Here is a 16,568-nt window from a genome sequence, read left to right on the forward strand (position 1 = left end):
TTATGGAAGCAACTATAAACAACCGCGCACTGCCGGGCCACTACCCCGCGCCCCTGTTACCCAAATGGGTCCTTCGCCAGCCGCGCCCGGCGGCGCCCGTGGCGGCCCCGCCCCGCGCCTTTGTGATGCCGCTGAGCAAGCGCCTGTTTGACCTTGTAGTTGCCGGGTTGGTGCTGCTAGCCCTGCTGCCGCTGCTGGCCGTGGTAGCGCTGCTCATTTGGCTGGAGTCGCCGGGGCCGGTGCTCTACTATTCGTACCGCGTGGGGACCAACTACCGCATTTTCAAGTTCTGGAAATTTCGGTCGATGCGGCCCAATGCCGACCAACAGCTAGCGGCCATGAAAAGCCACAATCAGTACCAGGCTACAGTAGCCGAGCACTCGGCCCACGACTGTGCCTGCGGCGGCCAGTGCCAAGGCCAACTAATTGATAAGCAAGGAAATTTGGTATGTGAGCGCCGGCACCGGCAGGCCCGCCGGGCGAGCGAGGAGGCTACTTTTATCAAGATTGTGAATGACCCGCGGGTGACGCGGGTGGGCATCTTTTTGCGCAACACGAGCATCGACGAGCTGCCCCAGCTTTTCAACGTGCTGCGCGGCGACATGAGCCTGGTAGGCAACCGCCCACTGCCGCTCTACGAAGCTGAGAAGCTGACCACCGACCAGTTTGCGGCTCGCTTTCTGGCGCCGGCCGGCATCACGGGCTTGTGGCAGGTGAGCAAGCGCGGCGGCAAGGGGCCGATGTCGGCCGACGAGCGCAAGGGCCTCGACGTGCAGTACGCCCGCAATTATTCGCTGCAAAGCGACCTGAAGATTTTGCTCAGGACCGTGCCGGCGCTCTTTCAGCAGGAGAATGTGTGATGAAAACCTTTCTACTTGCGCTGGCCGCCTCGGGCGCGGCCCTGCCGGGTTGCGCCCAGGCCGCCTATAACGTGGCGGCGGCCCCCCTTACTACGCCGGCCCCGGCTAGCCGCCCGGCCGACGGCACTTTGCAGAGCTTCTTCGGCGCGCCCGAAGTGGTGCTGCCCAAGCTTTACGAGGCCGCTATTGCCCACTCGGGCGAGATAGCCCGGCTCGACGCCACGCGCGGCGTGGCCGAGGCCGACGTGAAGCTGGCCCGCAAGCGCCTGCTCAACATGCTGGCCCTCACCGGCAGCTACACCTACGGCACGCTGCCCTATTTTGCCACGGCCGAAACAACTGCCTCGCCGGTGTACCAGGCCAATCCCTTCAACCTGGGGGCGAGGGCCCAGTTTTCGACCGGCGTGGGCCTGGCGCTGCCCTTCGATATGCTGGCCACCCGGCGCACCACCATTGCGCGCCAGGAGTACGTGGTGAGCCAGGCCGTGGCCCAGCGCCAGACCCAGGAGGCAGCTATCCGGCAGGTAGTTATTGTGCAATACCAAGCGCTGGCGCTGGCCCGCGCCACCCAGCAAAACGCCCAGGAGGCGCTGCAATCGGCCAATGTGAGCAAGCAGATTGCCGACCATCGCTTCAAGCAGGGCGAAATTCAGGTCGATGACCAGATGGTGGCCATGGACTTCTACAGCAAGGCCCAACTCGCCTACGAAGAGGCCCGCAACAAGTACCAGACTGCCCAGCTGCTGCTCGAAGACATCATCGGCATGCCCATCACCGCCCTTTCAATCGCCGCCAAATGAACGCTCAAGAACTCGTGCGCCGGCTGCTGCGGCACTGGCCCCTGCTGCTACTCGTGCCGCTGACCACGGCCGCGTCGATTTTCTTCTTTTCCCGCTTTCAGGACAAGAAGTATGAGTCGGATACGGTGCTGTACACGGGCATCGCCTCGGGCTTCAAAATCGAGGGCGGCAATAATGAGAGCGGCCAGGGCTGGCAGGCCACCGCCACGGCTTTCGACAACCTGCTCTCGCTCATCAATTCGCGCGATACCCGCGAGGAGGTGGCCCTGCGCCTGCTGGCCTGGCGCCTGCAAGAGGAAGCGGCCCGCCCGCCGGCGGCCCCGGCCGCGCCCACCGGCGGCGTGCTAAGCGTGGTGCAAACCAAGCTAGCCGACAAGAAAAAAACGCCCTTTGACCTACTCATTACGCCTTCCCTCAAGGCCCAGCTCACCGGCGCCACTCTTGCTGCCACCACGCAACGCGTGACGGCCGCCTACCAGGCCGGGCCGGCTAGCCCGGTGTATAAGCTGGTGAACTCGAAAGACCCGCTGTTTTCGGAAAATGCGCTGCTGACCATCAACGCGGCGCGGGTGAAGGACAGCGACCTGCTGCGCATCGACTACGCGGCCAAAGACCCGCTGCTGTGCGAGAAAACGCTGGAAATTCTGACCCAGGTGTTTATCCGCAAGCACAAGGAGTTGTTTACGGGCCAGAATGAGTCGGTTATCACCTACTTCACGCAATCGGTGCAGAAGGCTGCCGACCGCCTGCGCGAGGCCGAGCAGCGCCTGCTAGCCTTCCACGAGAAGCATAATATCGTGGACTACGACAAGCAGATTCTGTCCTCGACCGATGAGAAGCAGGCCGCGGCCGACAAATACGCGCAGCTCGAAATGCAGTACGCCGGTGCCTCCTCGACCCTGAAATCGGTGGAAGGCAGCCTGAGCAAGCGCGGCGAGTCGAACCTGAAAAGCCAGGAAATCATCCGGCTACGCAACCGGCTTTCGGAGCTGAATAACCAGACGTCGGAACTAGAAATAATGCAGCAGGCCCAGCCCAGCGCGGCCACCGCTGCCCGCCTGGCCAGCGTGAAGCAGGAAGCCGCCAAGCTGGATACCCAGCTTGGCGAAACGGTGAGCAGCTACTACAACGACGCCCACGCCAGCCACGGCGTGGCGGTGAAGGACTTGGTGAGCGACTATTCCAAGAACAACCTGCAGGTTGAAGACCTTAAAAGCCAGCTCGGCCTGATGCGCCGCCAGCGCGAGCTGGCCGCCGGCCAGTACAACCAGCTGGTGCCGCTGGGGGCCGAAATCCGTAAAATCCGCCGCGAGGTGGAGGTGGCCGAGAAGGAATACCTCTCGCAGATGGAAGGCCTGAAGCAGAGCAAGCTGTCGCAGCAAAACGGCATCATGGCCTCGCAGCTGCGCGTGGTCGACCCGCCCTATTTGCCCACGCAGGCCAGCGGCTCCAAGCTGCTGCTGCTGCTCATTGGCGGCTTTATGGGCGCGTTTTTGCTGACCGGGGCCGGCGTGGCCGCCACGGGCCTGCTCAATACTGCGCTGCAAAGCCCGGCCTACGCGGCCAAGGTTACGTCCTTTCCGGTGGCGGGCGTGGTGCCCAAACTCACGGCGCCCGATGCCCTGCAGCTCGACCAGGCCAAGCGGGCCGAGGACCACCTGGCCCGGCAGCTGCTGCTCAAGTTTCAGCAGCCGCGCCGGGCGGGGCAGCCCTACACCATCGGGGTACTCAGCAGCCAGGGCGGCGAGGGTAAGTCGGCGGTGTGCGCCAGCCTGGCGGCTAGCCTGCGCGAGCTGAACATCAGCACGTTTAGTCTCTACCCCGACGACCATTCCTTTCAGATTATCCCCGCCGATGACACCTTGCTCTACTCGCCCCTGGCGGCGCTGGCGCCGGGCGTGTCGGTGGCCGACCTCACCGGCGACGGGCTAGCCCCCGAGTCGGTGGTCATCATCGAGTTTCCGGCGGTGCTCGAAACGGCCTACCCTGCCTCGCTGCTGCAAGACCTCGACCTGATACTGGTGGCCGTGCGCGCCGACCGCGCCTGGCAGCCCGCCGACCGCACGGTGTTCAAGAATATTCAGTCGGTAACCAAGGCGCCCATCGAGCTGGTGCTCAACGGCGTGCTGCCCGAGTACGTGGCCGAGTTTATCGGTGCCCGCCTGCGGCCGGCTACCTCGCCCTACCGCCCGGCCCTACCGGCGCACCCGCAGCAGGCGCTGCTCAATTCGTAGTCAAAAAACTCCTTCCCTGGTAGCCCCGATGGCGGGGGCTCTGCCCCGTGCCGAATATCGGCGGGCCTCTGGCCCGCACACGGAGGGCTACTTGTTCAACGACTGCCCGCCAGTGGCCGGCGAATAGTAGACACGGGGCAGAGCCCCGCGCCATCCAGGGCCATCTAGACTAGTCAACTAAATCTAACCCATGCTCCCGCTCCCTGCTTTTCAAACCCGCACCAACCTGCCGCTGCTCGGGGCCGGGCTGCTGCTGGCCGTGCTCGTGGGCTGGCTCACGGCTAGCCAGGGCATGCTGGTGCCGGGGCTGCTGCTAGCCCTGGCGGTCGGTGCGCCGCTGCTGATTGGCATTTTTCTAGAGCCGCGCCTGGGCATCATCGCCCTTATTTGCTACTGCTTTTTGCTGTTTTTCATCTCGCGCCTGGTGGGCGGCAGCCTCCCGTTTGGCATGGCCGTTGATGGGCTGCTGGTCATTACCTGGGTAGCGGTGGCTTTTCAATACGAGCGCTACGACTGGCGCTACGTGCAAAACGACCTGTGCCTGCTCAGCCTGGCCTGGTTCGGGGTCAACGTGCTCGAAATCGTGAACCCCGGCGCTAGCCTGCTGGGCTGGTACCAGGAGATGCGCAGCACCACTTTGTACTGGGTGCTGCTGGTGCCGCTGGCCTTGTTACTGTTTCATAAGCAGCGCGACCTCAACCTGTTTCTCATCCTCCTCATCGGCCTCTCGGTGCTGGGCACGCTCAATGGGCTGAAGCAGCTTTACATCGGCCCTTCGGCCGGCGAGCAGGCTTTTTTGCTCGAAAATGCCAAGACCCACCTGCTCTGGGGCAAGCTGCGGGTATTCTCGTTTTACAGCGACGCCGGCCAGTTTGGGGCCGCGCAGGCGCACATTGCACTGGTGGCCGGCATTCTGGCGCTCGGGCCGTTTCGGGCCTGGAAGCGGGTGCTGCTGGCGGCGGCGGCGGGCCTGCTCATCATCGGCATGTTTATTTCGGGCACGCGGGGGGCGCTGTTTGCCCTGATGTCGGGCCTCGGAGTAGCGCTGCTCATCAGCAAGAATATCAAGGCCTTCGTGCTAGGGTCGCTGGTGGCGCTGGCGGGCTTCGGAGTGCTGAAGTACACCAAAATCGGCGACAGCAACTACAACATCTACCGCATGCGCACGGCCCTCGACCCGGCCGACGCCTCTTTTAACGTGCGCCTTACCAACCAGCTGCGGCTGCGCGACTACCTCAGCAGCCGGCCCTTCGGCGGCGGCGTGGGCACCATCGGCAACGCGGGCATTCACTACAACCCCGGCAAGCTGCTCTCCACCATTCCGCCCGACAGCTACTGGGTGAAGGTGTGGGCCATGTACGGCGTGGTGGGCCTTACCATCTGGATGGGCCTGATGGCCTACCTCCTGGGCAAGAGCGGCGGCATCGTGTGGCGCATCCGCGACCCGGCCCTTAAGACCAAGCTCATTGCCCTCACGGCCGGCTTTGCGGGCAGCTTTTTCAGCAGCTACGGCAACGAGGTCATCAATTTCATGCCCTCGGCCTTGGTGGTGTACCTCTCCTGGGTTTTCGTTTTTCTGGGCCCGCGCCTCGACACGCCGGCCCCCGAACCAACTACCGCACCGCTATGAACTACCCACTGGTTTCCGTTATTTCCATCAACTACAACCAGGCGCGGGTAACCTGCGAGCTGGTGGCCTCGCTGCGGCGCGTCACCTACCCTAGCCTGGAAATTATTGTCGTTGATAACGCTTCACCCGCTGATAACCCGGACGTTATCAAGGAGCAGTTTCCGGAAGTTCAGCTTATCAAATCAACTGAAAACCTGGGCTTTGCGGGCGGCAATAACCTGGGCATCGCGCAGGCCAGGGGTGAATACCTGCTTTTCCTGAACAACGACACTGAGGTCGAGCCCGACTTTCTGGAGCCGCTCGTCGAGTTGTTCAAAACCAACCCTAGGGCCGGCATCGCCTCGCCCAAAATCAAGTATTTCGACGGCGAGCACCTCATTCAATACGCCGGCTCGCGCGGCATCAACCCCTGGACGGGCCGCAGCATCACCATCGGCCACCTCGAAGCCGACTACGGCCAGCACGATGCCTCCTACCCCACCGAGCTAGCCGATGGCGCCGCCATGCTGGTGCCCCGCCGCGTGCTCGAAGCCGTGGGGCCCATGCCCGAGCTGTATTTTCTTTATTACGAAGAGCTTGACTGGTGCGAGCGCATCAAGAACGCGGGCTTTACCTGCCACTACGTGGCCGAGTCTACGGTGTACCACAAGGAGTCGGTGTCGGTGGGCAAAGGCTCCGTGCTGAAGACGTATTACATGAACCGCAACCGGCTGCTATTCATCCGGCGCAACAGCCGGGGCTGGGCCCGCCTCACCAGCACGCTCGTGTTTGTGGCCGCCGCCCTGCCCAAGCTGGCGCTGCGCTACGCTAGCCAGCGCGAGTGGCCGCACCTGCGCGCGCTAGGCCGCGGCCTGCGCTGGAATATGCAGCACGCCAGCGGCTTACAGTAATTTTTTTGATTTTATGACTGTTCTTCTATCCCTGCTTAGCGGGCTGCTGTATACCCTGGCCGCCTACCTGCTGCTCAATTGCCTGTACCTGCTGTTTTTTGCGGTGGCGGGGCATTGGCACGCCCGGCCACTGCCGGCCCTGGTGCCCGGCGCCGCGCCGCGCCGCATCTGCGTGCTCATGCCGGTGTATAAGGAAGATGCCGTAATTCTGGAAACCAGCCGGGCGGCGCTGGCCCAGCCCTACGCCGGCGTTTTCCAGGTAGTTGTTATTGCCGATGGCTTGCAGCCCACCACCGTGCAGGCCCTGCAGCGCCAGGGCATCGGGGTGGTGGAGGTGCGGTTTGAGCGCAGCACCAAGGGCAAGGCCCTGCTGCAAGCGCTGTCGGTGCTGCCGGCCACGGCCTTCGACGTGGCCGTGGTGCTCGACGCCGACAACGTGATGGGCCGGGGCTTTCTGAATGCGGTGAACCAGGCTTTTGCGGCCGGCTACCGGGTGGTGCAGGCCCACCGCACGGCCAAAAACCAAGGCACTGCCTTCGCCCTGCTCGATACCTGCAACGAGGAGGTTAACAACCACATTTACCGCAAGGGGCCGGCGGCGGTGGGCTTGTCGGCGGCGCTCATCGGCTCGGGCATGGCCTTCGAGTACGGCTACCTGCAGCGCCTGCTCACGGGCATCGGCGAAACGGTGGGCGAGGACAAAGAGCTGGACTTCCGCATTGCCCGCGACCAGCAGAAAATCTGCTACCTGGACGACGTGTACGTCTACGACGAGAAGATTGAGAACGCCCAGGTTTTCACGCAGCAGCGCACCCGCTGGCTAGCCTCGCAGTGGGAGTTTTTGAAGAAATACGCCGGCCAGGGTATCCCGGCGCTGCTGCGCGGCAACGTCGAGTTTTTCAACAAAGTGGTGCAGGCCTTTCTGGTGCCGCGCACGCTGCTGCTGGCCCTGCTGGGGCTGCTGGTGGCTGCCTCATCGGGGGCCTGGGTGCTAGGGCTGCGCGTGGGGCCGCCGCCGCTGGTATGGGGCGGGCTGCTGGCCACGCTGGCCGCCACGCTGCTGCTAGCCCTGCCCGCCCGCCTCTACAACCGCCAGGTGCTGGCGGCGGGCCTGCGCCTACCCTACGCCATCTGGTGCATGTGCCTGGCGCTGCTGCGGATGCGCCGCACGCGCACGTCTTTTCTGGCCACGCCGCACAAGGCGGGCACCGCTTTTCAGCTCGATAATTAACACCATTTCGCTTATGCCATTTGCCATTATTGCCGCGCCGGTTTTGCTGTGTCTGGCGCTCGGTATCATCAGTGGGCTGCGCGCCGGGCGCAGGCTGCGGCCCTAGCCTGCCCGGCTTTGGCTAGTCCGTTCTCTTCTCCTTGAAAATAAGCTTATGCACTACTTCCAATACGCTTGCTGGGCGCTGCTAGCCCTGGTTTTCTATACTTACTTCGGCTATGCCGGGGGGCGTGGCTGTGGGCCAAAGCCAGGGGCCTGGGTCGGCCAGCGGGGCCAATGCAGGCCTTTGCGCCGCCCGTGACGCTGGTGGTGCCGGCTTATAATGAGGCGGGTATTCTGGAGGAAAAAATCGCCAACTCGCTGGCCCTCGATTACCCGGCCGATAAGCTGCGCGTGGTCTTCATTACCGATGGCTCGACCGACAACTCGGGCCAGGTGCTGGCTAGGCATCCGCGCATTGAGCACCTGCACGCGGCCAAGCGCGCCGGCAAGGCGATGGCCGAAAACCGGGCGATGGAGTTCGTAAAAACGCCCTACGTGGTGTTTACCGACTGCAACACCCTGCTCAACCCCGGCGCGGTGCGCGAGCTGGTGAAGCACTACCAGGACCCGAGCGTGGGCGCGGTGTCGGGCGAGAAAAAAATCCGCCCCCAGGCCTCGGCGCCCGGCGCGGGCGAGGGCCTCTACTGGCAATACGAGTCGCTGCTCAAGCGCTGCGACTCGCAGATATACAGCCTGATGGGCGCGGCCGGCGAGCTGGTTTCGTTCCGCTCCGCCCTCTTCGCCCCGCTCGAAGCCGATACCATTCTCGACGATTTTGTGCAGTCCTTGCGCATCGTGGGCCGCGGGTATCGGGTCGTGTACGAGCCGCTAGCCTACGCCACCGAGGATGCCTCGGCCACCTTGCCCGAAGAGATGGAGCGCAAAATCCGCATCTGCGCGGGCGGCTGGCAGGCTATGACGCGCCTGCCGCAGCTGCTCAACCCGCTGCGCAATCCAGTAGTCACGCTCCTCTACGTGTCGCACCGCGTGCTGCGCTGGAGCCTGGCGCCGCTGGCCCTGGCCCTGCTGCTGCCGTTGAGCCTGGGGCTGGCGCTAGCTACTTCCGGGCGGGCGGCGGGCTTTTATAGCGTGCTGCTGGCCGGGCAACTGGGGCTCTACGGGGCGGCCTGGCTAGGGTGGCGGCAGGCGGCCCGCACCGGCCGCACCGCCAGGCCGCTCGTGATACCGCTGTTTTTCAGCCTTATGAACCTGGCTGTTTTTCTAGGTTTTAGGCGCTGGGTGCGCAAGGCCCAGCCCGCGGCCTGGGCCAAGGCCACCCGCCAGCCCACCGTGACGGGTGCCGTAGCCGGCGCTTAAAAAAAGTAGCGCGAAGCCCCAGCTTCGCGCTACTGCGCTTCTGCCCGCCCCTTCTCCAATTCCTACGCATTCCTGCCAGCCATGAAAATTGCGCACCTGATAATGGCCCACAAAAACCCCGACCAGCTCGGGCGGCTGCTAACAGCTTTGCAGCACGACGACTTCTATTTCTTTATTCACCTCGACAGCAAGTGCGATTTTAAAGACTACGAGCACCTGGCTAGCCAGCCCCGCGTGGAGTTCACGCCCCGGCGCTTTGCGGTGCGCTGGGCTTCGTACCGCTTCACCCATGCCATTCTGGAGGGCACGCGCGCTATTCTGGCCAGCGGCCAGCCGTTCGATTTTATCAACCTGCTGAGCGGGCAGGACTACCCGATTAAGCCGGCGGCGACTATTCACGATTTTTTTGCCCGGCACAAGGGCTACTCGTTTTTGTCGTTCGAGTCGGAAGGCTCGCCGTGGTGGCAGCACGCCACGAGCCGCATCGAGCAGTACCACACCACCTACTTTCAGTTTAAGGGGCAATACCTCTTGCAGCGCTTCCTCAATCTGGTGCTGCCGCGCCGCCAGTTTCCGCTGCCCTACGCGCTGTACGGCGGCTCCGATGGCTCGTGGTGGACGCTCGACGCAGCCTGCGCGGCTTACCTGGTCAAGTTCATCGACGAGCACCCCCGGCTGCGCTGGTTCAGCATGTTCACCTGGGGCTCCGACGAGTTTTTGATTGCCACGGTGCTCATGAATTCGGCTTTCAAGAGCAGCATCATCAATGAGAACTACCGCTACATCGACTGGTCGGCGGGCGGGGCCAACCCCCGGCTGCTCACCACCGACGACTTTCCGAAGCTGGCCCACGCCCACAAGCTCTTCGCCCGCAAGTTCGACGCCGACCACGACCACAACTTGCTTAACCTGGTGGATGACTGGCTGGTGCGCCACCGCCCCCGGACCGTGGCCGCGGGCTAGGCCCCAGGCAGCCAGCCAACTACAAGTAGCAATAACCAATCAGCCCTCAACCACTCGCTAGCTATGAAACCACTCCTCACCGGCCGCGACATCGTCGTGGTAGGGCAGCAGCCCTGGGACACCGCGCTGGGCAGCAACTGCAAGGACCTGGCCCGCGAGTTTAGCCGCCACAACCGCGTGCTGTACGTCAACTCGCCGCTCGACCGCAACACCGTGCTGCGCCACCGCCACGAGCCGGCCGTGCAGGCGCGGCTGGCCGTGCAGCGCGGCGCGGCCAGCGGCCTGCAAGCGGTGGCCCCCAGCCTGTGGGTGCTCTCGCCGGGCACGGTGCTCGAATCCATCAACTGGCTGCCGGCCGGCTGGCTGCATCGCCAGGTCAATAAGCTGAATAATAAACGCTTTGCCCAGGCTATTGGCTCAGGATTAAAGCAACTCAATTTTCAGGATTTCGTGCTCTTCAACGACAACGACATCTTCCGCAGCTTTCATTTGAAGGAGCTGCTGGCCCCCGCCGTGAGCGTGTACTACTCGCGCGATTTTGTGGTGGCCGGCGGCTACTGGCGCAAGCACGGCCTGAAGCTCGAGCCCGCCCTCATTGCCAAGAGCGACGTGTGCGTGGCCAACTCCAGCTACCTGGCCGACTACTGCCGGCTCTACAACCCGCAGTCGCACGACGTGGGCCAGGGGTGCGACGCGCTGCCCCCCCGCCGGCCAGTGCCCCCGCCCCGGCCGACGTGCGCCACCTGCCCGGCCCGGTGGTGGGCTACGTGGGCGCCCTCACCAGCGCCCGCCTCGACCTGGAGGTGCTCCGCTATCTCAGCGAGCAGCGCCCGCAGTGGAGTATTGCGCTGGTGGGCCCCGAAGATGACGTATTCAAGGCCAGCGCCTTACACCAGCGGCCCAACGTGCATTTCCTGGGCGCCAAGCCTACTAGCGAGCTAGCCAGCTACGTGCAAAGCTTCGACGTGTGCCTGAACCCGCAGGCCGTGAACCTGCTGACGGTGGGCAACTACCCGCGCAAAATCGACGAGTACCTGGCCCTGGGCAAGCCCGTGGTAGCCACCCGCACCGAGGCCATGCGCACTTTCGAGCAGCACACCTACCTGGCCGAGAGCAAGGAAGAGTACCTGACCCTTATCGAGCGGGCCCTGGCCGAGAACAACCCTAGCCAGCAGCAGGAGCGGCGCGAATTTGCGGCCACCCACACCTGGGAAAACAGCGTGGCCCGCATCTACGCGGCTATTGCGGCGCACCAGGCCGGGCCGCCCGCCCGCCGCCCGGCCCCGCTGGCCCTCACCCCGGCGCTGGCCCCCAGCCTATGAAAACGCTCTTCCAAAACCGGCACTTTCAGTCGTTCACCGGCAACGGCGTAATGGCCGTGTTCAGCGTACTGACTTACAGTATTTTATTTCGCTTTCTATCGGAAGCAGACATGGGCAACTGGGTGTTTTTTCAATTCTCGTTCCTGCTCCTCGATACCTTTCGCACGGGCCTGCTGCAAACGGCGCTCATCAAGTTTTATGCTGGTGCCGACGAGGCGCGGCAGCGCTGCGTGGCGGGCTCGGCCTGGTACATTGGCCTGCTCGTGACGGGCAGCTTTGCGGTGCTGAACCTGGCTTCCTTGCTGTTTATCAATCATTTTCACGATATTGGCGTGCGGGTGCTGCTCTACTGGTTTGGCCTGAGCCTAGCCGTGACCTTGCCCTTCAACGTGGCCATCTGGGTGCTGCAGGCCGAGCAGCGGTTCGACCGTATTCTGTGGCTGCGGCTGCTCAACCAGGGCTCATTTATCGTGCTGGTTTTCACGCTCTATCTGGTGAAGGAAGTGAATTTAACGCGCATTATCCAGGCGTTTTTAGGCAGCTCGCTGCTGTCGAGCGTAGTGGTGGTGGTAATGGGCTGGTCGCGGCTCACGGCGCTGGGGCACCGCACGCCCGAGGTGGTGCGCGAGCTGTTTCACTTTGGCAAATACAGCTTCGGCACTTTCTTGTGTTCTAATCTATTGCGCAGCTCCGACACGTTCATTATCAAGTTTATGCTGGGGCCGGCGGCGCTGGCCGTGTACAACCTGCCGCAGCGCCTGCTCGAAATTATTGAGATACCCCTGCGTAGCGGGCTGGGCACGGCCATGCCCAGCATGTCGGCGGCCGTGAACCGCCAGCGCAATGATGAGGTGGCGGAGCTATTGAAGAAGTACGCGGGCTTTCTTACGCTGCTGTTTGTGCCCATTGTGGTGGGCGTGCTGGTGTTTGCCGATGTCATTGTGGGCCTCATCGGGGGCGGCAAATACGTGGCCACCGAGGCGGCCAACCTCTACCGCATTCTCATTGTGTGCTCGCTGCTGTTTCCGCTGGAGCGCTTTCTGGGCGTGACGCTCGATATCATCGGCCGCCCGCAATTCAACCTGGTGAAGGTGGTGCTGGCACTGGCAGTGAACGTGGTAGCCGACGTGGCCTGCATCTATTTCACGCGCAATATCTACGGCGTGGCGGCGGCCTCCATCATTACCCTGCTGGCTAGCACGGCCTACGGCTACGTGGTGCTGCGCCGCTACCTGCCCATCAGCTTCAGCGGCATTCCCGAGCTGGCGGCCGAGGAAGTGCGCGGCCAGCTCGACGGCGTGCTGCGCCGGCTGCGGCCAGTCAAAACCGGAGCCTAGCCAGCGGCTAAATCTCAAAAAAAGCGCGTCCTGCTAAGGTAGCAGGACGCGCTTTTTGCAGGCAGGAAGCCTGATTTTAGTCTATCCGCATCAGCTTTTGAGTGTACACCCGGCTACTCGTGACGAGCCGCACCAGGTACACGCCCACCGGCAGGCCAGCCCCCTCGAGCGTGAACCACTGGCGCTCACCAGCCTCGGCCGAGCCGGTGAACAGGCGACGCACCAGGCGGTTTTGCACGTCGTATACGTCAAGTGTAGCCTGGCCCGCCTGCGGCAAGGCAAACGCCAGGGTCGTTTGCCTGGTAAAGGGGTTGGGATACACGCTTAGGCCGGGCGCGGCAGTGGGGCTGGTGGCATCGGCGGCCGAGGCCTGGGCCGCGTTGGCACCAGCCGTTTGGGAAATAGCACTAGCAGCTGTGAAACCAAACGGCATAAGGTGCGCGCCGGCGATGGGCGTCTCTACGGTGCCATCGGGCAGCGTCCAGCCTACCGCCACAAAGTCATCGCCCGCTATTTCTACGTGCTGGGCTTCTACGTAGTAGCGGTGGCCGGCCAGCAAGGCCACCGGCGCCGACTGCTGGGTGCTGTATTTGTTCCACTCGCCGTAGTTGGTGTAGCCGCTCACGCTGGCAATCGGCTGCTTATTGGCCGGGTTATCGTCGGTGCTCAGGTAGAGCTGGCAGGCGTCGTCGCCGGCTATCTCGAAGGTGTAGCTACCATCCTGGGGTGGGCAGATATAGCCCGAATGCGCGCGCCGTAATAATCGCCAATGTTACGCGCACTCTCAAATTTGGTGAGCGGGGCCATGTTGTTGGCGGTCGTGGTCAGGGGGATAGCAGCGATGCTGCCCCAGGCCCCAAGCCACTGCTCCCAGCCTATCGAGCCAGTGCCGGCGCAGGCCGTGGGAGTAGGTGCTGCGGGCGTGCCCCCGGCCGCCACAAACTGCGGCGTTTCGGTCACGGTGAGCGTCAGCTTGCCGTTGGGCGCGCTCACGGCGGTGGCCGTCATGCCGGCCTGGCCGGCCGTGGGCTGGTAAATGGTGGCCGTGGTGGCCGAGCCCAGGTCGAGGGTATAGGTGGCGGTGCGGTTCTTCTCATCGGGCACCACCAGGGCATAAATCGTCTGGCCGCTAGCCTCGTAGCGGTCCACGATGGGGTCGCTGTTGAGGGTGCCGGTGTAGGTATAATTGCCCAGCAGCTGGCCGGCCTGGCGCAGGAAGTCGGCGGCGGGCCGGGCCGAGCGGTCAGCGTTGAGCAGGCCCGACGAGCTGAACTGCACCGGGCTAGCCGCGTTGTCATCAGTCAGCATGTAGAAGAACGTGCGCTCGACGCCCCAGCGGGCGTACAGCAGCGCGGTGCGCAGGGTCCAGTCGGCCTCGGTTTGCAGCACCGATTTATTGCCGATGGCGATGGCCTTGAGTGGGCTGCCCTGGTTGGTGTCGTAGCCGGCCTCGGTCACCCACACCGGCATATCACCGGCATACTGGTGGGCCATCTGCACGAAGCTTTGGGCTACCTGGGCGGTGTTGGCCACCTCGGGGCGGCGCCGCGCGTCGAGCTGCCGCCCTGCGAGGTACTAGCGTCGTTTGCGTAGAGGTGGTAGTTAATCACGTCCCAGCACAGGTTGACCGAGCCATCGGCCTTGTAGCCCCGGTATTGCTTGCACCAGTCTAGCATGCCGCGCACGTAGTCGGGCGTGGCCGAGGCGAGCCCGCCCATCACGACCTGCATACTCGGGTCGGCGTTTTTGACGCCCACGCCGGCGCCCATCGTGTTCTTGTTGCCGTCGTAGAACGCCGACAGGTTGGCGGCGTACTCGCGGCCGGTCTGGTAGGCCTTGCGGCCCTTCCACCACTTGTCGCGCTCGTTGTCGCACTCCACGTAGTGCACCAGGTTGAGGCCGATTTTCACCTCGTTCACGCCGTCGCCGGCCCAGCGGGTGCTGGCGTCTACGTGCAGCAGGCTAGCCGGCACGCCGGCGTTAGCACCGTAGCGGGCCGCGTACTGAAACGCCACCTTGGCCTGCTCGAGGTACGAGTTGGGGTCCGAAAAATCCTTGCCGTAGCGCACGGGCACGTTTTCCAACTCGCGCTGGTCGCCGGGGTAGGTAGCCAGCAGCCAGTCGGGCAGCGTTTTAATGCAGGCCAGCACCGTAATGCCTTCCGCCTTGAGGCGCTGATACAAGATGTCGTAGTTCCAGCCGCCGCTGTGCACGGGGTTGAAGGTGTAGCCGCCCTCCGTCGATTCGAGCTTCTGCCAGTCGAGGTAGTGCCGAAAGCCGGTGAAGTTCTTGAGGCCCTTGAGGCGCGTCTCGTCAATCTGGCCGGGGGCGTTGGGGGCTTCCACGTCCCACTCAAAGCCGTTCACGCCCAGCTCCTGGGCGAGCTTGATTTTCTTTTGCACGGCCAGCGCCTGCCCGTCGGCAGCCGCCACGCCGCTGCCGGCCACGTAAGAGCCCGTGAGCTCAATCTCAGTCGGGTACGCCCACGAAGCCGTGATGACGAGGTAGCGAATATTGCTGACGGGCGTGCTCAGCTTATAATTGTCGGGCTGGCTAGGGTCGGGGCCCACCCAGCGCTGGTACTGCCCGCCGGTGAAGGTGGCCACCGGAATGCGCTGCCAGGTATCGGTAATAACCGAGAGCGTCATGGGGTCGCTGGGGTTGCTGCCCTCGCCGTCGTAGAAGCGAATGCTTTCCAGGCTGATAGCCTCACCCGGCAGCAGCGGGTAGTAGGCGTCGTAGGTCGGAATAACCTTGCCCCAGCCAATGGTAGCGGCCGTGGTAATTGAGCCATCGAAGAGCGGCGCGATAGTATTGGGCGCGTTGGTGAGCTGGTACCAGCGGCTCGGGTCAATCGGAATCTTGCCCGCCGTGCCCGGCCCGCCAGGGGTAGTAGAGGGCGGCGGCGCAGGGGCCGGCGTGGTGGCCGCCTGCACAGTGAGTATCTGCGAGGCGCTGGCGGCCAGGTAGGTACTGCTAGCCGCCTGGCTAGCCGTGATGATGGCCGTGCCCGCGCCCACCACCGTGGCCTGCCAGGTGCCCGCACTGCTTTGGGCTACGCTCACCACGCTGGCATCGGACGAGGCAAACGTGATAGGCGTCAGTGCATTCGTGCTGGTGGCCACGAGCGCGAAGGGGGCGTCGCCCACCGTTTTGGTGGCCAGCGGGCCAAAGCGTAGCGTAGCCGCTACCGGCGCGGGCGTAGTAGTGGCCCCAGCTACCCCAAATACCTTGATTTTGACCGGGATATTATTACAAAACTTATGAATGACGATGGCGTCGGCCGTAACCGGGCTGCTGGCCTTCATATCGACCCACACGTTGTACTGCGCGCCATCGAACGAGCCGATGAGGGTGCGCTGCGTGCCGCGCTGGGCATAAATCAGCGCGGGCTGCGCCGTAAAAACACCCTCGTAGTCGAAGAGCGAAAGCCGACTGAGCGTGGTCGTTGCGGCCAGCTTCAGCGTCACATCGATGTACTGGAAGTTGGCGGGCATCCAGCTATTGCGCACCAGGTTGTTCATGTCGTCATCGAGCCAGGGCGAGTAGTCCTGCCCGGTATCGATGCTGGGCGAAATCGCCGTGATGGCCACCCGAACTTCGCCGGCCGCCTGGCCCTGGGCCGAGAAAGCCAGCAGGCCGCCTACCAGCGCTAGCCAAAATATTTTTATCAAATTTTTATCCATATAAATTAATTAGAATAAAACCAAGCGCGCACAACGGCGTTGGTACCAGCTGCCTGATAGGGTAAAATCCGGAAAGGGCGGGTGGGAAATGCTGCGGCGAGCAGCCAGGAGAAGGCGGAAGCTAGCGGCCGGTTGATGCAAACCGCCACCTCGCGCCCCAGGGCAAGGGTATTTCTAAATCCACTGCTGACATTCAAGCGGCCAGCCCGCTTACCTATTCTTCACTGCGTAGCGAAAATACATCCTAAAACCCAGA

Annotated in this window: 13 protein-coding genes; 10 read left to right on the forward strand and 3 right to left on the reverse strand. The window is 63.4% G+C overall.

Going from position 1 to position 16,568, the window contains the following annotated elements; genetic code table 11:
• The first annotated feature begins 2 nt into the window (after nucleotides 1-2).
• From GKZ68_RS12860 to GKZ68_RS12905, 10 genes are all read left to right on the forward strand, one after another.
• Complete coding sequence (locus GKZ68_RS12860) at nucleotides 3-860, forward strand: sugar transferase (RefSeq protein ID WP_173115417.1); 858 nt, start codon at nucleotides 3-5, stop codon at nucleotides 858-860.
• Complete coding sequence (locus GKZ68_RS12865; RefSeq protein WP_254244279.1) at nucleotides 860-1,660, forward strand: TolC family protein; 801 nt, start codon at nucleotides 860-862, stop codon at nucleotides 1,658-1,660. The genes GKZ68_RS12860 and GKZ68_RS12865 overlap by 1 nt, the downstream gene beginning before the upstream one ends.
• Nucleotides 1,657-3,894: a Wzz/FepE/Etk N-terminal domain-containing protein gene (locus GKZ68_RS12870; protein ID WP_173115423.1), complete on the forward strand. Its 2,238-nt coding sequence runs from the start codon at nucleotides 1,657-1,659 to the stop codon at nucleotides 3,892-3,894. The genes GKZ68_RS12865 and GKZ68_RS12870 overlap by 4 nt, the downstream gene beginning before the upstream one ends.
• 190 nt (nucleotides 3,895-4,084) lie before the next feature.
• Nucleotides 4,085-5,524 carry an O-antigen ligase family protein gene (locus tag GKZ68_RS12875; protein WP_173115426.1) on the forward strand — a complete coding sequence of 480 codons (1,440 nt, stop codon included), beginning with the start codon at nucleotides 4,085-4,087 and terminating at the stop codon, nucleotides 5,522-5,524.
• Nucleotides 5,521-6,414: a glycosyltransferase family 2 protein gene (locus tag GKZ68_RS12880; protein WP_173115429.1), complete on the forward strand. Its 894-nt coding sequence runs from the start codon at nucleotides 5,521-5,523 to the stop codon at nucleotides 6,412-6,414. The genes GKZ68_RS12875 and GKZ68_RS12880 overlap by 4 nt, the downstream gene beginning before the upstream one ends.
• Nucleotides 6,415-6,427: 13 nt before the next feature.
• The gene (locus tag GKZ68_RS12885) at nucleotides 6,428-7,645 is read left to right on the forward strand and encodes a glycosyltransferase (RefSeq protein WP_173115432.1); all 1,218 of its coding nucleotides are present in this window, start codon (nucleotides 6,428-6,430) and stop codon (nucleotides 7,643-7,645) included.
• 276 nt (nucleotides 7,646-7,921) lie between these two features.
• Entirely contained in the window at nucleotides 7,922-9,004 is a 1,083-nt protein-coding gene (locus tag GKZ68_RS12890) for a glycosyltransferase family 2 protein (protein WP_217275253.1), read from the forward strand.
• 81 nt (nucleotides 9,005-9,085) lie between these two features.
• Entirely contained in the window at nucleotides 9,086-9,967 is an 882-nt protein-coding gene (locus GKZ68_RS12895; protein WP_173115434.1) for a beta-1,6-N-acetylglucosaminyltransferase, read from the forward strand.
• Between the two features lie 803 nt (nucleotides 9,968-10,770).
• Nucleotides 10,771-11,289: a glycosyltransferase gene (locus GKZ68_RS22135; RefSeq protein ID WP_254243985.1), complete on the forward strand. Its 519-nt coding sequence runs from the start codon at nucleotides 10,771-10,773 to the stop codon at nucleotides 11,287-11,289.
• Nucleotides 11,286-12,626: a lipopolysaccharide biosynthesis protein gene (locus GKZ68_RS12905; RefSeq protein ID WP_173115436.1), complete on the forward strand. Its 1,341-nt coding sequence runs from the start codon at nucleotides 11,286-11,288 to the stop codon at nucleotides 12,624-12,626. The genes GKZ68_RS22135 and GKZ68_RS12905 overlap by 4 nt, the downstream gene beginning before the upstream one ends.
• Nucleotides 12,627-12,702: 76 nt before the next feature.
• Here GKZ68_RS12905 and GKZ68_RS12910 read toward each other — a convergent pair whose 3' ends face one another.
• The 3 genes from GKZ68_RS12910 to GKZ68_RS12920 are packed head-to-tail and all read right to left on the reverse strand — an operon-like array spanning nucleotide 12,703 to nucleotide 16,300.
• Nucleotides 12,703-13,362, reverse strand: coding sequence for a T9SS type A sorting domain-containing protein (locus GKZ68_RS12910; RefSeq protein WP_367949230.1), 660 nt, complete (start codon nucleotides 13,360-13,362; stop codon nucleotides 12,703-12,705).
• Nucleotides 13,323-14,159 carry a hypothetical protein gene (locus GKZ68_RS12915; RefSeq protein WP_173115440.1) on the reverse strand — a complete coding sequence of 279 codons (837 nt, stop codon included), beginning with the start codon at nucleotides 14,157-14,159 and terminating at the stop codon, nucleotides 13,323-13,325. The genes GKZ68_RS12910 and GKZ68_RS12915 overlap by 40 nt, the downstream gene beginning before the upstream one ends.
• A complete protein-coding gene (locus GKZ68_RS12920) occupies nucleotides 14,138-16,300 on the reverse strand; it encodes a hypothetical protein (RefSeq protein ID WP_173115442.1) in 2,163 nt (720 codons plus the stop codon). The genes GKZ68_RS12915 and GKZ68_RS12920 overlap by 22 nt, the downstream gene beginning before the upstream one ends.
• Nucleotides 16,301-16,568 lie beyond the last annotated feature (268 nt).

Origin of the sequence: Hymenobacter sp. BRD128 (genome assembly GCF_013256625.1) — a bacterium.
Lineage (GTDB): Bacteria > Bacteroidota > Bacteroidia > Cytophagales > Hymenobacteraceae > Hymenobacter.